Here is a 19,616-nt window from a genome sequence, read left to right on the forward strand (position 1 = left end):
CCTATTCCTTTCTGACGATGTAATTGAGCCAAGTTAGTGCATTGCCAATAAGCGATGCTTCGACTCTTCCTTCATAATATGTTGCGATAAACTGGCGATATCTAAGATAAGAGCAATATCCCCGCTGCCCAAAATAGTCGAACCGCTGATTCCTTTAACCCGTGAAAAAATCGGCCCAAGTGGCTTAATTACGGTTTGTAATTCCCCCAACAAATTATCCACGATCAAACCAGCACTTTGCCCCGCACTACTGACCACCACCACATTTTGGCGTTTTGAGCGACGCGCAGTGAGGTTAAATTGCACTCTTAAATCAATTAAAGGCAGCACTTGTCCCCTGAGATTAATATAAGGTTTGCCTTGGCCATCTTTGAGCCACTGGTCATCAAGTTCAACGCATTCTTGAACGGCATCCAATGGCACAACGAAGGTTTCGCTACTCACTTCAATTAAAAAACCATCAATGATCGCGAGTGTGAGCGGCAATACAATGCGGATAGTTGTTCCTCGATTAAGTAGGCTGTGAATCTCTACTCGACCTCGCAAATCAGTAATATTTCGCTTCACTACGTCCATACCGACACCGCGTCCTGAAATATTGGAAACCTGCTGGGCCGTTGAAAAGCCGGGCTCAAAAATGAGCTGAAAAATCTCGTCATCGGTCACGAGTTGGTTTTCATCAAGTAGCCCTTTTTCAATCGCTTTTGCGCGCAATTTTTCGCTGTTAAGCCCTTTTCCGTCATCGCTCACATCGATCACTATATTGCCTGAGTCATGGTAAGCATTGAGCGTGATGGTGCCGTGAGAAGGTTTACCATTTGCGACACGCTCTTCCTCTGTTTCAATGCCGTGATCAATCGCATTGCGCACTAAATGCATTAAAGGATCGCCAATTTTTTCAATCACTGATTTATCTAATTCGGTATCCGCACCGGTAATCGTGAGATGAATACTTTTGTTTAGCTCCTTCGCCATATCACGAACAACGCGTTGAAAACGGGCAAATGTCGCACCGATAGCCACCATTCTAAGCTGTAGTGCCGCGTCTCTGACTTCTTCGAGAAGGCCATTGAGCCGTGCAACAGATTCAATCATTACATTTTCGCCAATTAGCTCCGCCTGTAATGCACTGCCGGCACCTGCGGTGACCAATTCCCCGACTAAATTAATTAAGGTATCTAACTTTTCAGCATCCACTCGCAAGCTTTTTTGCTCTTTGGTTAGCGCCTCTCGGGCTTTACTTTGTTTATCGACCGCCGCATTGAGTACGGGTGCTAATTGAGCATCAGCCTGAGTGATAATTTCGCCTATGGGTATCGCGTCCGAACTCGCTTCTCGCCGCTCACTTTGTTGCTGCAATGCACGCTTCAATTCAGTCTCAGTGAGCGCGCCACAACGAACTAATATTTCGCCAATTCTATAATTTTCATCGGGCATTGATTGAATGTGCTCAATGAAGTCACCCACTTTGGCACTGGGTGGAAAGATGCGAACGTCACCTTCTTCACGAATGAATTCAAACACGTCTTCGATTTGTTGTTTAGATGCCGGCGAATAGAAACGCAGTTCAAAACCCAAATAACAACATTCCGGATCAAAGTTGTGCCAATCAGGTAATTTTCGGTCGACCGCCTCGATATAAATAACCTCTCCCAGCGTAGTTAAATAAGAAAGAAAAGAGAGCGGATCCATACCATCTTGGAATGCATGAAGCGGGAAAGTTAAAGAGATATGCCAGCAGAAATTGTCGAGTGCGGTGTGATCAGGTTCAGATTCCGTGGCTGGTGAATGACTTTCTGGTTCAGATTGACCTAAAAACTCAGACAATCGGGCTCCTAAGCGCTGTCCGGTAACGTCATCTTCTGATGACTCTTGCCCCGTTTGAGCATCATCAATCAAGCTCACCATGTGATCGCGGCACTCAAGCAACAAGGAAATATGCTTTTCATGCAACTTAAGTTGTTCTGAGCGCAATAAATCAAGCAAGCTTTCTACTTTATGAGTAAAACGAACGATCTCATTTAAGTTAAATATCCCTGCTGAGCCTTTTACAGTATGCGCTGCTCGGAAAATTGCGTTTAATCGCTCATTTAAGCCATCAAGATTCCCGCTATCCAGTTCAAGAAGGTCAGATTCCATCCCTTCAAGCAACTCCCTACTCTCATTAAAATAAGTTTGGAGCGCCGCAGCCATCATTTCGTCCATAGTATCTCCCTGGGGCTTCGTCATTAGCTTGTCACTTTGTCTTATTGTGAACTCGAAAGAACGATAGGGTCATGAAACCATCCCACTAGCCCCAGTTTACCCAGCACATCCACCACGACTTCACTGTGATGAATCAGTTCACATCCCTGTTCTATTCTTGCTTTTTTAAATGCCATCAATACTTGTACGCAACTGCTGTCCAGAGCAGTGACTTGGGAAAGTTCAATGGCGATCTTCTCGCTATGAGACACAAAAGGGGTCAGCTGCTCAAACAAATTTCGAGCCTCATAAATCGTCAGTTCACCGTCAAGTTTTAACATTAATTGCTCATCGGTTTGGTGTGGAGTCAGCATAATCCCCCCTTAGGCTTGGATCAGTTTTGCTACGGCGGCAAGCATCTGTTCAGGTGCAAAGGGTTTTACAACCCAAGCTTTCGCACCCGCAGCACGACCCTGTTCTTTCTTCGATGCCTCAGATTCAGTTGTGAGCATAATCACCGGCGTAAATTTTGTGTCTGGCCTTTGCTTCAGCTCTTTAAGTAAGGTAATGCCATCCATATTCGGCATATTTACGTCGCTGATGACCAAATGAACACGATTCCCGGCCAATTTGGATAATGCATCTTTACCATCATGAGCTTCGATCGTCTGATAGCCTGCTCCTTTTAAGGTCATACTCACAACCTGCCGAATTGAAGCCGAATCATCTACAACAAGTACCGTTTTGTTCATCACGAGTTCCTCATTTATTTATTTACGGTTCTCAAAAGAAAGTAATGTCCGTGCTAGTCACCTTGCTTTTCACCTCAGTAACCTTGCCTTTGTGGCTTTCATGTTGTTCTATCATGGTGTAGTTCTTGGTCATTTTTTCCAGCCATTTTTGCGGGGATAATTCGCCTGCGATCGCATGATTGCTGTCTTGTTTGAGCAGCTCTAATGAGTCACTGAGTTCTTTGAGATTGGTGCTGATTTGCTCTAATATTTGGCTTACTCGGTCTTGAAATTGCAATTTCACAATCACACTACTGATTGTTTCCTTCACCGAAAATGCATCTTCTTTTAACCGCTCAGACTGTTGCTGTAAGGTTTGTGCCATATCTTGGAAGTGGTTAATGACATAATCGATACGCTGCTCGGTTTGTTCCATTTGTTCACTCTCAGCCGCAATAGCCATTTCAGCCGTCTTAAATGTAGTATTAATCGCATCACTGACAACGTTCACTTTCTCCGTCATGCTGCTAGCGATCTCCCTTGAACGCTGTGAAAGGTTACGCACTTCATCGGCCACCACTGCAAAACCTCGACCGGCCTCTCCTGCTCTGGCTGACTCAATGGCAGCATTAAGTGCTAATAAGTTGGTTTTTTCAGCAATGCCCACCACATCGGTTGCCATTTTTTTTAAATCGACTGTGTATTGATCAAGGCTGCGCATTTCATCAAGCATATGCTCTCTTGTCTTTTGGCTTTCTCTAAGCTCATCAACCGCTTTAGAAAGCATGGCTCGACAACGCTCAATTTCGCTCATTAAATTGCGCTCATCTTTTAAGGTTGAACCTTGCGAGAAGGAGAGTGCTTGTGAAAGCTGCGTGACAAGATCACCAAATTGCTGGCTCAGTTGAGTAACAGAATCGGTAAGTTGCACATTGGCTAAATCAATATGACGAGACCACACTGGTAGAGATTGAGCAAAGAGAGGCTCTAAAGAATGATATCCATCCAGTTGGATCTCTTGTGTTTGAGAAAGGTGTTCAATCGTCTTTTTTTGAGCTTTGACTTGGGAAATGAAGGATTCGTAATTCCAAATTGCATAGCTAACACTAGCAAAAGTAACAAATAATAGAGCCCAAACACCAAAATGTGTTGGCTGTGGCATAAGAGCAACTATCGACAATAGCACTAAGGGCACGTAAACACGTACCAGCCTAATGAGGAGCATGATTTATTATCCTTTAGCCATAAAACACTGACGAAAGCTATGACGTTATGTAAGAAGTTGTTATGCAACGCCTAGAGCTCATAACTAAAGATAGGAAAGCTTGGAGGAATCTGCAATGTAGTCGGTAGATGTAATTTTACTTTTGTTGTGTTAGGTAATTTTAAACAGTCCACTCTTATCAGTCAGAGTAACGATTGACTTTCGTTAAGTTCGGCTGAGTAACGTCATTAAGCCCTCTCCTCTGTTCTCATAACATGACGCACTGATCGGATCACATGGGCTTTATTTTATTTAGCTATCTTTCCTAGAAATACATCACTAGAATCCATCGCTTTTCTGATCCTCCGCACATCGGTTAGTTACGAAAATACAACATTGAACGAATTTAATCACCTAAACTTAAGCATCACATACTGTAATGAAATCAAATTCATGAATAATACCAAGCGAAACAACAGCCAACTCACCGCACTGCTCTACCTCTTAGCTGCGCTGCTATTTGCCACCTATGGCGGACGAATCTGTCCGATGTTGTCCAGTTTAAGCGCATTAGAAATCACCACTCATGTCACGATTAGTGTATTTTGTGCATGGGTAATGCGTCGATATCTCTTTATTCACCATCATTGGGCAAAAACAGAACAGTATGCGAAGCTCGATAGTGTTTTGTTTTTTCTTGTCAGTATTCCACTCGCTCTTTATTACAATCAGCACTATCAATTCACTCTCGATAGCAACGTAAAAGTCCTGTTTGGTTTAACACTGTTTGGTTTCTTTACCGGAAGCTTATTACAACTCATCGCTAAACGAGCTCAATATCGCCAGCACGCAGTACAATTGAATCGTCAACAACTCCAAGGTGAAAGGCATTCGATTGTTAAGCAGATGATCGGGTTAATGATGCTGATGATCCTCACTCTGACAGCCACACTCACGATGGTCGCAGTGAAAGATCTTTTTTGGCTTGAACATAACCCTGCCAGTTTAATCAATGGGCATGGCAAGATAAGTATTATTAAAGAGTTTATTTATGTTTCTTTGGTTTTGGGCGGTTATGTAATCGCTATCCTCTGGCAGTGGGGAAAACTGATGAAGCAAATATTGCACGCTCAAGAGCATTCGCTATGCCAAGTAACTCAAGGTGATATAGCACAACGCTTACCGATTTTTGAAAATAACGAGTTAGGCTCTGTGGCTTGGTTGACCAATCAAATGTTGGATAGCCTACAAAACTCACAGGATGAAGTAAAAACCACGCGTGATGTCGCCATCGTCAGCCTAGCCGCTTTAGCTGAATCTCGCGATAATGAAACTGGCGCTCATATTTTACGTACTCAAGAATATGTCAAAGTACTCGCGCAATATCTAAGCCAAAAACCGAAATATCAGCCTTTATTAACGCCCACTTATATTGATTTACTCTACAAATCAGCCCCATTACACGACGTTGGCAAAGTCGGTATCCCTGATGCCGTCCTACTGAAACCCGGCAAACTCACCGATGATGAGTTCACTATTATGAAGGGGCACCCAGAGATCGGCGCACAAGCGCTGTCGATTGCCGAGCAGCACCTTGGCACAAGTTCCTTTTTAGCAATCGCGAAAGAAATCGCCCTCACTCACCATGAAAAATGGGATGGTTCGGGCTATCCAAAACAACTCAAAGGGGAAGAGATTCCACTCTCAGGCCGTTTAATGGCACTGGCTGATGTATATGATGCGCTCATCTCAAAGCGCGTTTACAAACCCGCGTTTTCTCATGATGAAGCAAAAGCCATCATTCTACAGGGCGAAGCGACACATTTTGACCCACAAGTCGTAGAGGCTTTTTTGAGTGTTGAACAACAATTTGTCGCCATTGCCGCTCGCCATCAGGATAAACATTAATCTCTTATTACAGTGACTCCTCCGCTCAACGGCAATATATCGTATTTGATGATGAATTTTGCCGTTGAGCTGACTACTTCTCAAAGTAAAACCTATTTAATCTCCCCGCCTGAAAACGGTGGATGATAGAGTTTTTTTTAAAAAATCGCCTTTTTGTTCATGATTCTTAGCCAACACAAATTATTTTCAGTTTTTCTGTTTTGTGTGTTGTAACGGATATTTCATAAAGGTATAAATACCTTAATTTTATGTTTCTAAAATCCCTTCTAACACTTTACATGGATGATGATTATGTTTGAAAAAGTTGTCGCAGCTCCGGCTGACCCTATTCTTGGTTTAACCGAAGAGTTTAAAAAAGATCCTCGCACTGAAAAAATTAACCTCGGTGTTGGTATCTACAAAAATGAAGCAGGTGAAACACCTGTTCTTGCGACAGTAAAGAAAGCGGAAGCGGCGTTGCTTGAGTCTGAAAAGACCAAATCTTATCTCACCATTGAAGGTACTGCTGAATATGGGCTCGCGGTACAAAAACTCCTGTTTGGCGATGAATCTGAGATTGTGACGCAAAAGCTCGCAAAAACGGCGCAAGCGCCGGGTGGTACTGGTGCACTGCGTGTAGCTGGTGAATTTATTAAGCGTCAAATCGGCGACGTGAAAGTGTGGATCAGCAACCCAACATGGGCAAACCATCACGGTGTTTTTAATGCGGCTGGTTTAGAAACCACGCAGTATTCGTACTACAATGCCGAAACGAAAGATAAAGATTTCGCAGCGATGCTTACCGATCTTGAGCAAGCTCAAGCGGGTGATATTGTTCTTCTACACGGGTGCTGCCACAACCCAACTGGCATTGATCCAACCGATAAAGAGTGGGAAACGTTAGCAAAATTAGTCGCTGATAAAGGGCTTCTTCCTCTGTTTGACTTTGCTTATCAAGGTTTTGCGAAAGGTGTTGAAGAAGACGCACAGGGCTTACGTACTTTTGCGAAATACAATAAAGAGATCTTAGTGGCAAGCTCATTCTCTAAAAACTTCGGTTTGTACAATGAGCGCGTGGGTGCGTTTACCATCGTTGCTGGCTCAACAGATGTCGCTGAAACAACCTTCTCACAAATCAAAGCGATCATTCGTTCCATTTATTCAAACCCACCAGCGCACGGTGCTGCGGTCGTTACTTATATCCTCAACAACGCCGAACTGCGCGCAGAATGGGAAAACGAAGTGACGGAAATGCGTGAACGTATTCAAGAGATGCGTGAGCTGTTTGTTACCACCCTAAAAGCCGAAGGTGTGAAGGCTGATTTTAGCTTTATTGAACGTCAAAATGGCATGTTCTCTTTTTCTGGTTTGAACAAGGAACAAGTTGCTCGTCTGAAAGATGAATTGGCAATTTACATCGTCGGTTCCGGCCGTATCAGTGTGGCAGGCATGACGAAATCGAATATGGGCCCACTGTGCAAAGGTATTGCAGCGGTTCTATAATCGATAATGATAAGAAATAGACAACAATAGCCGCCACTTGTCGGCTATTTTTTTATCTTCAATTCACTGAAATGGCACTTGATTCACATCGAAGCGCGTACACTTTCCCCTCTTGCCTGCAAAGCACGTTCTTTTCATGTACTATAACTCTCTGAATCCTATGTCCAATGCCACCGATGTAACCGGATCCCTTTGACAAGTTATATCGTTTAGCTGGCTCACGATGTCAGAATCCCACAATATGAACTCCGAAACACAAGGAAGCCTCCATGGAAGCAGAACTAATTGAAATCAAGAACTTCCTTGCTCAATATCCACCGTTCAATGAACTACCTGAAGAAACACTGATCGAAGTGACGCAGAGCGTAGAAATCTCCTATTTTCGACAAGGTACACCCATCATTCATTTTGGTGATCATATCCAGGACTTGTATTTGATCCGCAGCGGCGTCGTCGAGGTGTACCGTCGCAAAGGCGAATTATACAACCGCCTAACCGAAGGCGGTTTATTTGGTCAAATGGGGCTATTGACGAATAACCGTGTTCGTTTTCCGGTCACAGCGATTGAAGATACGCTGGTTTATTGTATTCCAGAGGCAAGGTTTCAGGATTTATATGACAACTATGATTCCTTTGCTGATTTCGTTGAAGTGCAAGATAACGCGCGCCTTCGCCAAGCCGTACTGAGTAAAACAGAGCAGAATGATCTCACCACCTCGAAAGTACGAACCTTACTCAGCCGAGAAGCCCCTTTCGTTTACAAAACAGAAACCATTCAACATGCGGCGATCAAGATGGCGGAAGAGAGTATCTCTTCACTGCTGGTGATTGATCCTGATATTTTGCAAGAGAGTGACGACGATAACAGCCCGGTAATCGGCATCCTGACTGACCGAGATCTCTGCACGCGTGTATTAGCCGTTGGCATCGATCCTAATCACCTCGTCACGGAAGTGATGACAACGGAGGTTATCTCATTAGATCATAATGCTTATGTCTATGAGGCCATGCTGAAAATGCTTCGGTACAATGTTCATCATCTTCCTATACTCAAAGAAAAAAAGCCGATCGGTATCATTGAAGCGACCGACATTGTTCGCTACGAATCACAAAACTCATTGCTGCTCGTCAGTCGCATCTTCCAGCAACAAAGTGTTGAAGAGTTAGCCACACTGTCGCACCAAGTCAAAGACAGTTTTGTTCGTTTAGTCAACGAAGATGCGAACTCACATATGATCGGCACGGCGATGTCAGTGATTGGCCGTAGCTTTAAACAAAGAATCATTGAACTTGCCGAAGAATTACTAGGCTCGCCGCCTATTCCATACTGCTTTTTAGCCTTGGGTTCTATGGGCCGTGATGAACAGTTAATTGTCACGGACCAAGATAACGCTTTAATTTTGGACGATAGCTATGAAGAAACACAACATGGTGCTTATTTCGAAGCGTTCGCCAAATTTGTCTGCGACAGCTTAGATCAATGCGGTTACAGCTACTGTACGGGGGACATTATGGCCAGCAACCCGATGTGGCGTATGACTCGTAAAGAATGGGAAGCCTGCTTTGCCGATTGGATAGATAACCCTAACCCTAAAGCGCTATTGAATGCATCCATCTTTTTTGACTTATACGGAGTGTGTGGCAGGACCAAATGGGCAGAACAACTGAATGGGTTTATTGTCCGTCGAGCACGCAAAAATAATCGATTTCTTGCATGCCTTGCACGAAATGCACTGAACCGCACGCCACCATTGGGGTTTTTCAAAGACTTTGTGATGGAAAAAGATGGACGACACAATAACACCATCAATTTAAAACGTCGCGGCACGGCACCGTTAGCGGATTTAATCCGTGTGCATGCATTGGCTGTCGGTTCACGTTCTACCAACTCGTTTGAACGTTTAGATGACATCATTGAAGCCGGAATTCTACCCAAAGGACGGGCGCAAGATCTGCGTGACGCAATGGAGTTTATCGCTATGGTACGCATTCGCCACCAAGCGGCTGACGTTGAACAAGAAATAGAGCCAGATAACAATATCGAGCCAGAAAACCTATCTGATTTTGAAAGACGTAACTTAAAAGATGCATTTCAAATCCTAAGCAATGCGCAAAATTTCTTGAAATTCCGTTATCAAGCCAGCAATAACTTTAAGTGAGAGTGATGATTAAACAATGGTTTCAAAAACCGAGCATCGATTGGGTAGCAAAATATGCCAATAAGCAGTCGTTGGTTAACCATCCGTTACTCAAAGATTTTTATTCAAGGCCGATTGCTAAGGGTTGCACGCCAATCGATGAAATAGAGTTTGTCGCTTTAGATTTGGAAACAACGGGTTTAAGTGCGCAGCATGATGACATTATCACCATTGGCTTGGTGCCTTTTACCTTAAACCGTATCTATCTCAACCGCTCTAAACATTGGATAGTTCGGCCACGCCAAGCGTTAAAAGAGGATTCGGTGGTTATCCATGGCATCACACACAACGATATTTTAGATGCGCCAGATTTGGCAGAAGTGCAGGAGTCGATACTGAAGGCCTTATCTGGAAAAATTGTTGTGGTTCATTACCGTCATATTGAACGTAGCTTTCTCAATCAAGCATTAAAAGTGCGATTGGGTGAAGGTATTGAGTTCCCTGTGATCGATACTTTGCAATTGGAAACGGAAATTCAACAACGGTTGCATGGAGGTTTATGGAACCAGTTAAAAGGGCAAAAACCACAATCAGTGCGTTTAGGGCAAGCGCGGGCGCGTTATGGACTACCAGCGTACACCCCACACCACGCTTTAGTTGATGCTATTGCCACCGCGGAATTATTCCAAGCACAAATCGCTCATCATTTTGATCGGCAGCAAAGTGTCCGAACGTTGTGGCTATAACTTTTTGATTATCCTTTCAAGGGATTCTTTCAAGGTTTAGTACCGTGATCGACACGAGCAAAAAAAGAGGAACCCATGTTAGGTTCCTCTTTTTTAATCACATCTCGGCTTTTACGCTTAGAACTTACAGCTTAAAGCGACGAATTTCATTTTCTAACTGATGCGAAAGCTCAGAAAGTTGTGATGCTTGTGCTGCTGCTTCATGCGCTTCTTGTGCAAGATCGTTAGACACATCGCGGATCCCTTCCGTGTTGCGAGTAATTTCCGACGTCACAGAAGCTTGCTCTTCAGCGGCCGAGGCAATTTGCGTCGCCATGTCACTGATGCGCTCAACTGAATTATGAATTTGCATCAAACTTGCTGCAGCGGCGTTCGCATCATCTACGCTGGTTCCAGCAAGCATACGGCTATCACCCATAATGCCAACCGCTTTACCCGTCGTTGATTGCAACGTTTCGATCATCTGCTGAATTTCTTTTGTCGAAGCATGTGTACGTTGGCTAAGCACACGAACTTCATCGGCAACCACGGCAAAGCCACGACCTTGCTCACCAGCACGTGCAGCTTCAATCGCCGCATTCAATGCTAGCAGGTTAGTTTGCTCTGCTATGTTTTGAATGGTCGCCAGAATCGTATTGATGTGTTTGCCGTGTGCTTCCAGCTCAAGGATAACATCAGTGGCCACTTGAACTTCTTTGGCCAGGTTTTGAATCGAACCTTGTGTTTGTGAAACTTGATTCGAACCATGTACGCAAGCCGTTACCGCTTCGCCAGAGTTTTGAGCGGTATGATCCGCGTTACCGGCAATCTCTTGTGTAGCTGCGGCCATTTCATTGATGGCCGTAGCCACCATATTAATTTCATCTTGTTGTAAACGGATACGCGCACTACGCTCTTTGGCTTGAGCGGCCGTCTGTTTTGACTGTTCAGACAACGCAGCAGAAACAAAGCTGAGTTTAGAAACCATGGTGTGCATATTACCGACAAAGGTATTAAAGTTTTGTGCTAATTGCCCAACTTCATCATCACTTCTTGGTTCAAGACGTTGAGTTAAATCACCGTCTCCGGAAGCAATTTCCTCTAAGGCTTTGGATACTCGGCTAAGATCTCTAAACAAAAAGCTCACTAACCAAGAGACGATCACAATCACAGCGATAGTAATCACAAGTGCAGTCACAATTAGGTCAATGAGCAAGGATGTATGCGCTGCTTCTTCCGTTGCACGATCCATTTGGATAGCAAAGATCCAATCGGTTTGCGGCACTTTGGCGAAGTAAAATAGCTTATCAACACCTTGTAATGACGCGTCTTCAACGGTACCTGAAGCCACTGCTTGCTCTATCATGTTCATCGTCAACGTCTTCGACAATGACGACACTGGTTTTAATAAGAAATTTTTATCTGGATGCGCTAAAAAGGTTCCATCTTGCGCATCAATCAACATCGCGTAGGCATTTTTGCCCGCATCTAAACTGATGACATCTTGGATCAACTGATCGATTAACACATCGGCACCAACGACGCCGACAAATTGCCCATTGCGACGCACAGGATCTGCAATTGTCACCAACAGTGCATTGGTGATCGCGTCTTTATAAGCGGTGGTGATAATTTGTTTATTCGCTGAAACGGCATCTTTATACCAAGGACGTTGGCGAGGATCATAGTCAGCACGGTTACGCTCAGGGTGTGAACGATACATCTCACCTTGCGGTGTACCAAAGAAAATATCATCAAAGCCACCCGCTTTGCGAGCTTGCTGTAAGAAAGGAACGACATCATCTTGAGCGGTGTAGTCATTAAAAGCGGTTGAGATCTCTTTACGGACCACAATCCAGTCCGAAATGCCTTTCGCAGCGGCAGCTGACAAGCTTTCTGCCCGCGAATATACGCCATTTCGAGTTTGTTCAAAGAGTTGATCAGCGGCTAGCCAAGTCAACGCGCTCGCCATAACGACGACGGCAGAAAGACTGGCACCGATTAGCTTTTGCTTTAAGGTTAATTTCATTGGTTTGCAGAATGTTAGATACAGGAACGGAGGCGGATATTAACCAGATTTAACACAAGATGCACGAAATATATGTCGAATTCTGACACAAGATAACCATTTGCTTTTCTTAGTATTTTAGCAAAACACTCTAATGACGATCGTCAAAAAAACATCAAAAAGGCGACTTTCGTCGCCTTTTCAAATCAATGTCGAAATTAACGTTTCAAGAGCTCGGTTCGCATTCCCAACAGTAGGCTGACACACATCAACAGCAGCACGATAGTAAATGGCAGCGCCGTTGATATTGCGGCGGCTTGCAACGCTTCAATAGCATTGGTGCCACCAATCCATAACAAGGCTACGGCGATAGCGCCTTCCATCAACGCCCAGAAAATACGCTGTAGGACAGGGGCATCCACTTTGCCTCCAGCAGTAATACTATCAATGACCAGTGACCCTGAATCTGATGAGGTGATAAAAAATACCAACACTAACACAACCGCAATCACTGAAAGTAACGTGCCATAAGGCAGTGCATCAAACATTTGGAACATCGCCAGTGGCACTTCGGTCAAACCATTCGCGCCTAATTGGCCAACATTGTTGATGACTTGATCAATCGCCAAACCACCAAATACAGACATCCAAATCAAGGTAACAGCAGTAGGTACTAATAATACGGCGGTGAGAAACTCGCGGATAGTACGGCCTTTTGATACTCGCGCAATGAACATTCCAACAAATGGTGACCATGAAATCCACCAAGCCCAATAGAACACTGTCCAACCTTGGAACCAAGCCTCATCAGTTCGACCGTGCGGGTTACTGAGTGGGATGATATTTTCAATATACGCCATTAATGTGGTTGGAATGGATGAAAAGGTTACGGTATAGCCAATCAGTGCAACCAAAATCAGCAGCAAGAACGCAACGATCATATTGATGTTACTGATGACTTTGACACCACCATCAATACCACGCACCACGGAGACCACTGCTAATAAAGTAACAACGGTAATCACGACAATTTGTAAGCCCATTCCGGCATCAATGCCAAACACATGATGGATACCACTAGCCGCTTGTTGCGCCCCCAGCCCTAATGACGTTGCTAAGCCAAACAATGTTGCTAATACAGCCAGAATATCAATGATATGCCCTGCCCAGCCCCAAGCGCGATCGCCAAGCAACGGGTAAAAAATAGAGCGAATAGAAAGCGGAAGCCCTTTGTTGTAAGTAAAGAACGCAAGGGAAAGCGCTACCACACCGTAAATGGCCCAAGGGTGTAGACCCCAATGGTACATGGTTGCACCTAATGCTAGTTTAGCTGCTTCGGGTGTGTTAGCTGCAACACCTAAAGGTGTCTCATACCAACCAGTAAAATACGCCACCGGTTCAGCGACACTCCAGAACATGAGACCAATACCCATCCCTGCGGCAAACAGCATAGAGAGCCAAGAAATAAAAGAGTAGTCTGCTGTCGCCTCTTGGCCACCTAAACGTATTTTACCAAAGGGAGAAACTATCAAGCCTAAGCAAAACAGCACAAAAAGATTACCCGACCAAATAAACAGCCAGTCAAAAGTGCCAATAATTTTCCATTTAACGCCATCAAGCACGCTCTTCGCAACCTCAGGATCAACGACTAAAGCGGCGACTAAAAATAGCGCAATAAATCCAGCACTAAAGCCAAACACTGGGTTATGAACATCAAACCCCCACTTTTGCACGTTATCTTGCCCGACAGTGTAGTCAGTACTGTCGATACTGTACTTATCAATACCTTTTGTCATTTTACCTCTCTAGAAATCTAGACATGATTTTTCAGTTGAGATTAATAACCATGAGAACGAAACAATTTTAAGAAAAAAAACCAAAAATAACTTCGTACTCATAGCAATTTGTTTTTCAATATGCTGAATACCCTACCAACATCACAGAAAAATTCCACTAAAAATCAACAAAAAATGCCATATAAGGCAAAAATCAAGCCTAGACGGTTAAATGTCAACCAATGAAGGGTGGGAATTGAAAACAAAAACATTCGAGTACTAATCATTTTACATCTCAACTTATACACTCATCATCTTAGACCAAAACAAAAGAGGTCGAATGCTACTGTTCAAGTGAAAAGAACTGCGCTATGGTCCCCGCTTATTAATAACTTTCTTTTTGGGACAATGAGTTTGGAAAAACATGAAGAAGTTTTGATCTCAATTCGACAAATTATTCGCGCAATTGATCTGCACTCTAAAAAACTGAATAGAGACGCTGGACTTACTGGTCCCCAGCTTATTTTAATGCGCTCAATTCAAACCCTTGGTGAGGTGACTATCCGCACATTGTCGGATCATACGAACATGAGCCAGGCCACTGCCACCACCATTTTGGATAGATTAGAGCGCAACGGATACGTACAGCGAATTCGCAGCAATACCGATAAACGAAAAGTGCACGCCCATTTAACGGACGAAGGTAAGAAGCTGCTAGAAAAGGCACCGCAACCATTGCAAGAAAGCTTTGTCGAACAATTTAGGCAGCTTCAAGAGTGGGAGCAAAGCCTGTTGCTCTCATCAGTACAACGTTTATCTTCTATGATGAATGCCGAAAACATCGATGTCGCACCGATGCTCGAAATTGGCTCTATTACCAAAGAAGAGTAGCTTTGATTGCATTTTAAAATTTGATCGTAAAAAAGCCTCGGGGCTACCGAGGCTAATTCATTCACAACGAACAGCAGATTAAATAGCTTTATAGATAACTTTGTTGCCTGCTAACTGCTCTTTCACTACCAGATTTTCTTCTACTAGTTTCTTGAGTGCGCCAGTGGCCCAAGCGGCGGCTTTCGCATCTTCTTGACCAGCACTTAAGCCGATCGATTTAGGATTCATACCTTCTGCGTGGTTAGCGACGATATCTAAAACCTGTTGCTGTTTTGGCGTTAACGCAACATCCACTTTTTTAGAGTTCGCTGCACCTTTATCCACAACTACTTTTGTTGCAGCGGTTTTTGCTACGGTCGATTGCGCTGTTACAGGCTTTGCTGATTGAGAGGCGATCAAGTTTGCAACCGTCGCTTTAATACGCTTTTGCAATTTTGCCTGCACCTTACGCTTATGAGCAAGTCTCATCGAATATTTCTCCATTTCACTGCGTTTCAAGCAGTGGTGAAAATTTGAAGCGCGTTTTATATCAAAAATCGTCCTCGATTTGTAGGGCATAGCACAGATTGAGGGGCAAAAACGCATTTTGATGCGTTAACTGACTACAATTTATACAGGTCGCAACAGCCAACAACGATGCTGTAGCTCGAAGGAGTTTCACTGGTTTATGCACACCCAACATTTGTCTAATACGCGCTTTTCTCTGCAATCACCTGTGGTTAAATGGGTCAATACGACTTGTATCATCGCTTCAATTTGCATTGTCATGTTCTCATCCAACATTATTCATGCGCTGCTGTTAGTAAGTGCACTGGCAGTGACTCTAATCACCTTCTATCTTTTGATTTTGAAAGGAAAAGTTAGCTACACCCTAACCGCTACCCATTTTCAGCAGCATCTCTTTAAAGGAGGTTGGGTCGTAAAATGGAACAATATTAGCCGCATTGGGGTATGCAGTTATGAATATCATGGTTGGCACCAACCTTTGCCTTGGATTGGGATCAAACTGAAGGATTATTCACCTTACCTTGAGAGTGTATGCCCCAGAATCGCTAGTGAGATCTTGCTCAGCCAGCGCGCGCTGCTCTACTTAGGAGCAAAACAACAGCGCAAAGAGACTCAATTTGAAGACTTGGTACTCGACAACGCACCTTACACTGCGCCAAACGGTAATTACTATCATGGTCTTATGGCAATGTTAGCCAATCGGATGCGCTATCAACGGCAATTTTTTGATTATGATATTTTTATCTCAGCGCACGATCTGGATCGTGACGCCGAGGCGTTTGTGGGGCTGATTCGGCGCTACCTCGCGGCGGCCGAACCAGACTAAGACATGGTTTAATGGGCGCAGAAGGAACACTCTGAGCCTAATCAAGATCAATACAGGGGCATTTCATCTGCGACATAAGGGTTATTGGCACGTTCACGGCCAAAAGTCGATTGCGGACCATGGCCGGGCACAAACGTCACATCGTTGCCAAGTGGCCATAGCTTAGTTTTGATCGAGTGAATAAGGGTATTGAAATCACCTTGCGGGAAATCCGTACGGCCGATACTACCGTTAAACAATACATCACCAACAAACGCCAATTTCGCTTGCTGGCTAAACAGCACCACGTGACCGGGCGTGTGGCCGGGCGTGTGCAATACTTGTAGAGTTTGAAGGCCAAACTTCACTTCATCACCGTCATTAAGCCATTGGGTAGGTTCAAAGGCTTCCGTCAGTGGAAAACCAAACATTTGGCTTTGACCTTCGAGGCCTTGTAGCCAGAAGTTGTCCGCTTTGTGTGGTCCAATAATATCGACGCCGCCCAACTGCTGCGCCAGCGGTTCGGTTCCACCGACATGATCTAAATGACCATGAGTAAGAACCAAACTGACCACTTTTACCCCGAGTTCATTGATCAACATCACGAGCTGTTTCACATCACCGCCGGGGTCAACCACGATCCCTTCCATGGTGTCATCACACCAAACGATAGAGCAGTTTTGAGAGAAGGAAGTGACGGGCACCACTTGATACTTTAACGACATACTAAAACCTTGTTCGAATTCGCAGTTGGCCGAACTATGACATTGACACTTTCATTTGACAAGTCACGAACAGCCTTATGACCAATGACGTACAGGCCCAGTATCAATGTGCACAAAATCACTGCTAGGATAATAACCAACACCGCCAGCGCCCAATTCGATCGCCGCTTCGCGTACTTGACTCAACTGAACACCATCTAACCGAAAATCAATTGCTTGGCCTAGCATATGGAAACTTTTCTTAGCAACCCCAGAGGAGTGAGTGCGCAACATTTCATTGGTGGCAGGAGATCGATAACCAGAGATGATTTGTACTTCCGCTTGCGTACCAAGTAGAGATTGAATTTTCGATATTTGGTCAAATAGATTTTTGTCCATTGGATGGACTTCGTTGCGGCGGAAATCACGGCAAATATGGTTGAGCCGATCAAGCTCAGATCGAACATAACGAACACCGTTGAAATAACAGGTTTCAAGTGTTTCACCGGTATGTAAATTATTCATCGCGAGTATGCGAGAGGTTTCAGGGTACGATGCCAATACTATCTGGGGGGCACACGCCGCTAAAACGACACCACTACCAGCCAATTTTATAAAATGACGACGAGAAACTAACAAGGTTGGATACCTTCACAACTGAATTTATTTTCAACAAGCCCGGACACTACCGGACTCCATTGTGAAGATCAAATGCATAAATTGTGCTCGAAATGCTCAAGAGAGAGCCACAGCATCGTTACTCTTTGAACATAAAAGAGATCTTTATTAAGTCATTTTTTGGTAAATTGAGAGACGCATCCCTGCTTACTTAGGTGACCACTGTTTTAGCGGTATCCATTCACCCATTACTGGTGCTGAATGCATCATAACGATAGATATCATCTCGGTAATGCAGTTCCCCACCTTCATACCAAACGGTTTGATAGATGATGTATACGGGGATGCGCTGCTTTAATGGGATCGTGCCATTCGTAGGCCCTTCTTTACCCGTTAATTTATCACCATTAATACCTTGGGTTTCTAATATCATCGAAGCAAACTTATCGGCATTTTGTACTCGAATGCAACCCGAACTAAAGGCTCGCGACGTATTATTGAATAGGTATTTACTCGGCGTATCATGTAGGTAAATCGCTCTACGATTGGGCGTATTAAATTTATACAGACCTAATGCATTATCTTGCCCGGCTTGCTGACGCATTCGGTAGGGAAAAGAGGCCGGATTCACCGCAGACCAGTTGATGTTGCTTGGGTCAATTTGATCGTTCGAGCGCCAGCTCGAAACAATATCAATATTGTGTTGACGCAAATAGTTTTGATCTTTTTTTACCATCGGCAGAATATCTTCTACCATAATTTTGTATGGCACATTCCACGTCGGGTTTAGGATCAAAGAATCTAATTTGGTGCTCATGAGTGGCGTTTTGCGTGAAACTCGGCCCACCACCACTTTAGACTGAAAGACTTCTTTACCTAAATACCAGTAACGCATGTCAAAGCTGGGAACGTTGACTACGATCTGTGTCTCTTTTGATTCTGGCCACAAACGAGTTCGCTCTGCATTTAATGCCAACATAGACAAGCGTGCCTGCAAAGACAAATTTAACCACTTTAAGGTCTCGGGGCCAATCATGCCGTCAGCTTTTAAACCGTGCATCGCTTGAAACTCTTTCACAGGTTTGACCAAGCTGTTGTCATACCAAGTTACGTCGTCACGCACTGTGCTAACATCGATATTAACTAATGATAAGCGGGCAATAAGCACACTACGTTGTGAGAGCTTATCGCCAGGTTTTTTTAAGCCTTTTTGGGTGTACAACGAGAGCGCTGCATTTTCAGTACTGAGCAGAAAATCATAGGCGTGTAGCAGTTGATCATAAGCCGCGTTGTTGGGCGCATAGCCATTGAGCAGATCTCCGATACTGTTAACTTCCACCGCAACATGAAGGGCGAACAAGGCTTCTTGGCTTGGTGGAGCAATGGCAGAGTTGAGCTTACGTTCAAAGAACCAAGCCATACCGACTTTGGGAGCTTGCTCGGCATAACTCAAATACAAAAGTAAAGTATCGGTCGCCAGCAGATCGTATTCGTTGAACGCTTGCTGATTCCGGTACGCTTTCATTTGCGCTAACTGGCGTGAAAATAAAGGGCTAAACCCCGCTCGGCGAATCACTTCCAATTGATGTTCAAATTGACGAACAATCTGCTCATCTTGCCAAATGCGCCGATTCTCATTCTCTTGGTAAATTCGTTCGACTAAATGTGGATATTGGATAAAAGATTGCAACGAGGCATTCTCTTGAGAGACAGCAAAAGGCTGTACCTTCTCGGCAGAGTAAAGAGAAAAGCTACTAAAAATCAATAATAAAGCAAATAGGATGCTTTTACTCATTCCGATCTATCCAACAACGCTGATTCACGTTTCAGTATGGCAAAAGAAACGGCTATCTGCTAAACGTTGTTGTCGATATCAACAATATATTCATAAACTCTCATGCAATGAGAATTATCATTAAACAAATTTAGTTCGCTT

At 44.1% G+C, this 19,616-nt stretch carries 16 protein-coding genes; 6 read left to right on the forward strand and 10 right to left on the reverse strand.

Annotated elements, in window-relative coordinates; translation table 11 throughout:
• Window positions 1–33 precede the first annotated feature (33 nt).
• Genes EXZ60_RS09395 through EXZ60_RS09410 form a run of 4 tightly spaced genes read right to left on the reverse strand, consistent with a single transcriptional unit; the run spans window position 34 to window position 4,140 of the window.
• On the reverse strand, window positions 34–2,229 hold the full coding sequence (locus EXZ60_RS09395) for a chemotaxis protein CheA (RefSeq protein ID WP_194567497.1): 2,196 nt from the start codon (window positions 2,227–2,229) through the stop codon (window positions 34–36).
• 17 nt (window positions 2,230–2,246) lie between these two features.
• Complete coding sequence (locus tag EXZ60_RS09400; protein WP_013856760.1) at window positions 2,247–2,558, reverse strand: STAS domain-containing protein; 312 nt, start codon at window positions 2,556–2,558, stop codon at window positions 2,247–2,249.
• Between the two features lie 9 nt (window positions 2,559–2,567).
• Window positions 2,568–2,936 (reverse strand): response regulator, encoded by a 369-nt coding sequence (locus tag EXZ60_RS09405; RefSeq protein WP_026027540.1) that lies wholly within the window; start codon window positions 2,934–2,936, stop codon window positions 2,568–2,570.
• Between the two features lie 31 nt (window positions 2,937–2,967).
• Window positions 2,968–4,140: a methyl-accepting chemotaxis protein gene (locus tag EXZ60_RS09410; protein WP_013856758.1), complete on the reverse strand. Its 1,173-nt coding sequence runs from the start codon at window positions 4,138–4,140 to the stop codon at window positions 2,968–2,970.
• Window positions 4,141–4,572: 432 nt separating this feature from the next.
• On the opposite strand from EXZ60_RS09410, the gene EXZ60_RS09415 reads away from it, so the two are divergent.
• From EXZ60_RS09415 to EXZ60_RS09430, 4 genes are all read left to right on the forward strand, one after another.
• Window positions 4,573–6,027 carry an HD domain-containing phosphohydrolase gene (locus tag EXZ60_RS09415; protein WP_277435609.1) on the forward strand — a complete coding sequence of 485 codons (1,455 nt, stop codon included), beginning with the start codon at window positions 4,573–4,575 and terminating at the stop codon, window positions 6,025–6,027.
• Window positions 6,028–6,309: 282 nt separating this feature from the next.
• The gene (locus EXZ60_RS09420; protein WP_019282378.1) at window positions 6,310–7,509 is read left to right on the forward strand and encodes an amino acid aminotransferase; all 1,200 of its coding nucleotides are present in this window, start codon (window positions 6,310–6,312) and stop codon (window positions 7,507–7,509) included.
• A 269-nt stretch (window positions 7,510–7,778) separates the two neighbouring features.
• Complete coding sequence (locus EXZ60_RS09425) at window positions 7,779–9,668, forward strand: putative nucleotidyltransferase substrate binding domain-containing protein (protein ID WP_013856754.1); 1,890 nt, start codon at window positions 7,779–7,781, stop codon at window positions 9,666–9,668.
• On the forward strand, window positions 9,665–10,393 hold the full coding sequence (locus EXZ60_RS09430) for a 3'-5' exonuclease (protein WP_064625300.1): 729 nt from the start codon (window positions 9,665–9,667) through the stop codon (window positions 10,391–10,393). Before EXZ60_RS09425 ends, EXZ60_RS09430 begins: the two co-directional genes overlap by 4 nt.
• 124 nt (window positions 10,394–10,517) lie before the next feature.
• On the opposite strand, the gene EXZ60_RS09435 is transcribed toward EXZ60_RS09430, so the two are convergent.
• On the reverse strand, window positions 10,518–12,401 hold the full coding sequence (locus EXZ60_RS09435) for a methyl-accepting chemotaxis protein (protein WP_094133828.1): 1,884 nt from the start codon (window positions 12,399–12,401) through the stop codon (window positions 10,518–10,520).
• A gap of 197 nt (window positions 12,402–12,598) precedes the next feature.
• A complete protein-coding gene (locus EXZ60_RS09440) occupies window positions 12,599–14,176 on the reverse strand; it encodes a BCCT family transporter (protein WP_017044778.1) in 1,578 nt (525 codons plus the stop codon).
• 393 nt (window positions 14,177–14,569) lie between these two features.
• On the opposite strand from EXZ60_RS09440, the gene EXZ60_RS09445 reads away from it, so the two are divergent.
• Complete coding sequence (locus tag EXZ60_RS09445; protein WP_010320725.1) at window positions 14,570–15,046, forward strand: MarR family transcriptional regulator; 477 nt, start codon at window positions 14,570–14,572, stop codon at window positions 15,044–15,046.
• Between the two features lie 78 nt (window positions 15,047–15,124).
• On the opposite strand, the gene EXZ60_RS09450 is transcribed toward EXZ60_RS09445, so the two are convergent.
• Entirely contained in the window at window positions 15,125–15,514 is a 390-nt protein-coding gene (locus EXZ60_RS09450) for a hypothetical protein (protein ID WP_064625304.1), read from the reverse strand.
• A gap of 199 nt (window positions 15,515–15,713) precedes the next feature.
• Here EXZ60_RS09450 and EXZ60_RS09455 point away from each other — a divergent pair, with 199 nt between their 5' ends.
• Window positions 15,714–16,379, forward strand: a complete 666-nt coding sequence (locus EXZ60_RS09455) for a DUF2982 domain-containing protein (RefSeq protein ID WP_064625306.1) — start codon at window positions 15,714–15,716, stop codon at window positions 16,377–16,379.
• Between the two features lie 47 nt (window positions 16,380–16,426).
• On the opposite strand, the gene EXZ60_RS09460 is transcribed toward EXZ60_RS09455, so the two are convergent.
• From EXZ60_RS09460 to EXZ60_RS09470, 3 genes are all read right to left on the reverse strand, one after another.
• Window positions 16,427–17,083, reverse strand: a complete 657-nt coding sequence (locus EXZ60_RS09460; protein WP_010320728.1) for an MBL fold metallo-hydrolase — start codon at window positions 17,081–17,083, stop codon at window positions 16,427–16,429.
• Between the two features lie 75 nt (window positions 17,084–17,158).
• Window positions 17,159–17,701, reverse strand: coding sequence for a DUF882 domain-containing protein (locus EXZ60_RS09465; protein WP_088721176.1), 543 nt, complete (start codon window positions 17,699–17,701; stop codon window positions 17,159–17,161).
• Window positions 17,702–17,921: 220 nt separating this feature from the next.
• Complete coding sequence (locus tag EXZ60_RS09470; RefSeq protein WP_277435610.1) at window positions 17,922–19,475, reverse strand: L,D-transpeptidase family protein; 1,554 nt, start codon at window positions 19,473–19,475, stop codon at window positions 17,922–17,924.
• Window positions 19,476–19,616: the final 141 nt, after the last annotated feature.

This window comes from Vibrio sp. 1151_11 (assembly GCF_029478525.1).
Taxonomy (GTDB): Bacteria; Pseudomonadota; Gammaproteobacteria; order Enterobacterales; family Vibrionaceae; genus Vibrio; species Vibrio anguillarum.